Annotated in this window: 2 protein-coding genes; both read left to right on the top strand. The window is 65.2% G+C overall.

The annotated features are described in order from the left end of the window. Nucleotides 1–1,337 precede the first annotated feature (1,337 nt). Nucleotides 1,338–3,017: a SulP family inorganic anion transporter gene (locus tag SX243_25385; GenBank protein MDY7096322.1), complete on the top strand. Its 1,680-nt coding sequence runs from the start codon at nucleotides 1,338–1,340 to the stop codon at nucleotides 3,015–3,017. 203 nt (nucleotides 3,018–3,220) lie between these two features. Beyond that, nucleotides 3,221–3,658 (top strand): VOC family protein, encoded by a 438-nt coding sequence (locus SX243_25380; protein ID MDY7096321.1) that lies wholly within the window; start codon nucleotides 3,221–3,223, stop codon nucleotides 3,656–3,658. The last annotated feature ends 465 nt before the right edge of the window (nucleotides 3,659–4,123 follow it).

Raw genomic sequence — 4,123 nt, 5'->3', positions numbered from 1 at the left:
CATGCCAGCTGGTTCCGGGGCAGACTAGGAATATCGAAGGATTCAGGCTCAGCACTTGGCTCGCCAAGGGCCGCGCCGCTGAGCGAACACGCTATGCTACGGAGGCTCCAACCAGCTTCTTAAGCCATCTCTGAGGTGAACCGATGAACCCTTCCCCAACCAGCCCCGAGAGAGCGGCATCCTCCTTCGGCTCACCCACTCGGGCTTCAGCACCGAAGAAGCGTGCAAGGGGCATGAGGACAACTGGCCCGCCGCTTTGGAGACGCTGGATGAAGCTCTGAGCGAGGAAGGCCTGTGATCTGGTCCGCGCGATCGTGAGCAAGGAGGCAGCTTCGGCCGAACCGCTCAGCCCCTCGGTGTGGAGAGCACCCGCAACGATGCACAGCCGGTCCATCCATGAGTTTGTGAGGAACTACGCTCCCGCTGATGCCCAACGACTGTGCTTCGCATGGAACGGGAAGCATGCTGAAGAGTTCGGAGACGAGAACCAAGCCCTGCGCTTCGAGGTGACGGAGTACGTGCTCGAGAACCCCGGGTTGGCGAGCGTCGAGCTCATCGGTGATCTATTCGTTGCCCATTCGGCTTGGGCTCGGGAAGCGTGGGGGGCGCCTCGCGGCTTCGCGGAGCTGGGGGCCCTGCTCCTGACTCGCGGAGGGCCACGGACCCTCCCTCTATTTGGACCAGCCTTCACCGCCAGCTTCGATACATTTGGGGCGTGTCACACCATGAATCTCGATCCGGTCCTCCTCTGGGCGCTGGAGGATCGATGCGGCGAGGAGTTGGGGAAACCCCATCTGCCCGAGCGCCAGCGGAAGAGCCTCGAGGCGTCACGGGAGCTCTTTCAGAAGCTCCGAGCCGGCACTGCTGGTGATGGCTGGGGTAGGGTCTCCCCAGATCTGCCCGCCTCCAATATTCCCGTCTCCAAGATCAGGGTAGTGGGCCCCGCTGGCTTGTTCTGGCGGAAGATGGTGCTGAGAATCAAAGCCTTCTTGGGGCTGGAATGAGCGAGAAGCTGTGACCACCTATCCTCGTACGGCATAGATCCCGACAGGATCGGCGTCGTCGGCTTTTTCGCGGGTGCGCACGCGTTGGGTCTGCGTCCAGCGTCCGACTCCATCATCGAATGGTCCGAGCTCGTCGAGAAGTGGCTGCTTGCCATCGAGGTGCTGTGACCGAGAAGATCTGACAAGGCAGTCCGATTCCGATAGTGTGCGGTCGCCCTAGGACCGCCAATTCGAACGGACATGGGATGCTTCGTCTGTGATTCCGAGAGATCTCTGAGCGGGCAGTTCCACCACCGACCGTCATAACCCACCCCCACCGAGGAACCTTCACTCTTGAACTCCTTGGAACCAAAGCTCGTCACCGTGCTTCGAGAAGGGTACGGCCGATCCCAATTCGGGCGCGATCTCGCCGCCGGCGTCCTCGTCGGCGTCGTCGCGGTGCCCCTCGCCATCGCGTTCGGCATCGCTTCGGGCGTGGAGCCGCAACAGGGATTGGTCACGGCCGTCGTGGCCGGGTTTCTCATTTCGGTTTTGAGCGGGAGCCGCGTCCAGATCGGCGGGCCCACCGGCGCCTTCATCGTTCTTATCTACGGGGTGGTCCAGGAGTTTGGCTACGACGGGCTCGCCGTGGCGACGCTCATGGCGGGCGGCCTGCTCGTGGCGATGGGTTTCGCCCGGCTGGGCGGGCTCATTCGCTACGTTCCCTACCCGGTGACGGTGGGATTCACCGCCGGGGTCGCCGTCGTCATCGCCTCGGGGCAGGTCCGCGACGCGCTGGGGCTGGAGATGGCCGCGGCGCCGGCGGAGTTCATTCCGAAGTGGGTGGCCTATGCGGGAGCCTTCGGGACGCTGAATTTATGGGCGGCGGGCCTGACCCTCGCAACCATCGTGATCGTGGTCGCCTTGCCGCGCGTGGTTCCGCGGGTACCGGCTTCCCTTGTCGCGCTGCTCGCGGCCACGGCCGCGGTGGCTGCGTTCGGTCTTCCCGTCGAGACCATCGGGAGCCGGTTTGGTGCTCTCCCCAGTGGGCTTCCAGCTCCCCGTCTGCCACGGGTGGACCTGGCGGTGCTGCCGGAGCTCATCTCGCCCGCCCTGTCCATCGCGCTGCTGGCCGCCATCGAGAGCCTGCTCTCGGCCGTCGTCGCGGACGGCATGACCGGGCGGCGGCACCGCTCGAACGCCGAGCTGGTGGCGCAGGGAGTAGCGAACCTCGCGTCGCCGCTCTTCGGGGGCACCCCGGCCACGGGAGCCATCGCCCGGACGGCGACGAACGTGAAGGCGGGGGGGCGGACCCCGGTGGCGGGCATCGTCCACGCCATCACCGTGTTGGTCGTGCTCGTGGTGGCGGGCCGGTGGGCGGCTCTCGTGCCGATGCCGGTGCTCGCGGGCATTCTCCTGGTCGTCGCCTACAACATGAGCGAGGCGCACCTGTTCCGGCGGGTGCTCACCTCGACGACACGAAGTGACGCGCTCGTTCTGGTGGTGACCTTCGGTCTGACGGTGTTTGTCGATCTGACGGTGGCGATTCAGGTCGGGGTCGTGCTGGCAGCGCTCCTCTTCATGCGGCGGATGGCTGATCTGGCCGATGCACGCGCCGTCAGATCCGACGACGCCGAGGAAGACCCTGCCCGAACGTTGGTGCTCCGCGAGGTCCCGCCGGGGGTGGAGGTGTTCGAGGTGACGGGGCCGTTCTTCTTCGGAGCGGCCCACAAATTCGCGTCGTCACTGGCACGCATCGAGCAACGCCCCCGGGCGATCGTTCTGGAGATGGCCGACGTGCCCGCCCTAGACGCCACGGGGCTTCGAGCCCTGGAGACGCTTCAGGACGACGCCGAGCGCGGTGGACCGGTCCTCGTGCTCGCGGGCGTCCAGGCGCAGCCCGTCGGGGTGCTCGGCCGCTCGGGTCTGCTCGGCCGCCTGGGTACGCAGAACGTCACGCCGACCCTGGCCGACGCCCTCGCTCGTGGGCGCGAATTGGTGGAAGGCGAGCCGTTCCAGCAGGGTGCGTTGTAACCTGAGGCTGCACGCCGGCGGAAGCCTTCGCCGCCGTGTCATGGCGATGCAGGAAGGGTTCCCTGCGAGCCGCGAGATTCGGTCCCTCGGAGGAGCGATCCGCAGGACGCTCCTATCCACCGAGTAGCTTCCGCGCCCCGCGCCCCGGCTGTCGGAGCTCGGAGGCATGCCAGAAGCGGGCCTGCTAGAACCAAGGAGACCTCATGACCGTCAAGCGGATGGACAATGTCGGGATCGTGGTGGAAGACATCGATGCGGCCATCGACTTCTTCACCGAGCTGGGCCTCGAGCTCGAGGGGCGTGCCCCGGTCGAAGGGGACTGGGCAGGGGAGGTCACGGGCTTGGACGGCATGCGGGTCGAGATCGCCATGCTGCGGACGCCGGACGGTCATAGCCGCCTCGAATTGTCCCGATTCCTCGCTCCGCCCGTGGTCGCCGATCATCGCAGGGCCCCGGTGAACGCTCTAGGGTACCTACGGGTCATGTTCAACGTCGATGATATCGACGAGACCCTCGCCCGGCTCGAGAGGTACGGCGCGGAGCTTGTCGGCGAAGTCGCGCAGTATCAAGACATCTATCGGCTGTGCTACATCCGGGGCCCTGAGGGAATCCTCATCGGGCTCGCCCAGGAGCTCAAGTAGAATAGACTCTAAGGACAGCATCCAGGATCCGCGGTGAACGTCGCACAAGCACCAATTTTCTAGCAAAGGAGGGGTGGGGTGATGGAAGCTCTCTACGCAATGACCCATTGGGGTTCTCCCATCGGTCTCGGGCTGTTTCTTTTCTTTGCGGGGTGCGGTGCGGGGATTCTCCTTTGGGGAATCTCCTGCCTCGATAAGAGCGAGAAAGGGAAGTGAGAGGGTAGGCTTCCTCAGCTGTGCGGTCGTTGCTGAGCGATGACTTCGGCGTCCAAGGATGATCGCGGGGGCTCGCTACGAGCCCAAAGACCAGGAGGTATTGGCATGAGCGACAACCAGAATCCTGTCGACAGGAGCACTTGGGCTATCGGTGGAGGAGTGATCCTCGGCCTGGGCGTCGGGCTCTTCTTCCTTCCGCATTCGGCGCTGGCCTTCGTGGGCAGCCTGCTGGGCGGCTTGGGTCTGGGC

This window comes from Acidobacteriota bacterium (assembly GCA_034211275.1).
In the GTDB taxonomy this organism is placed as follows: Bacteria; Acidobacteriota; Thermoanaerobaculia; order Multivoradales; family JAHZIX01; genus JAGQSE01.
The sequence above is the reverse complement of the archived record's forward strand: the minus strand, read 5'-3'. Positions and strand labels throughout refer to the sequence as shown.

What these genes read in the sequence shown, in the direction of transcription:
- SX243_25380 (MDY7096321.1), top strand. Translation starts at nt 3,221, where the DNA reads ATGACCGTCAAGCGGATGGACAATGTCGGGATCGTGGTGGAAGACATC.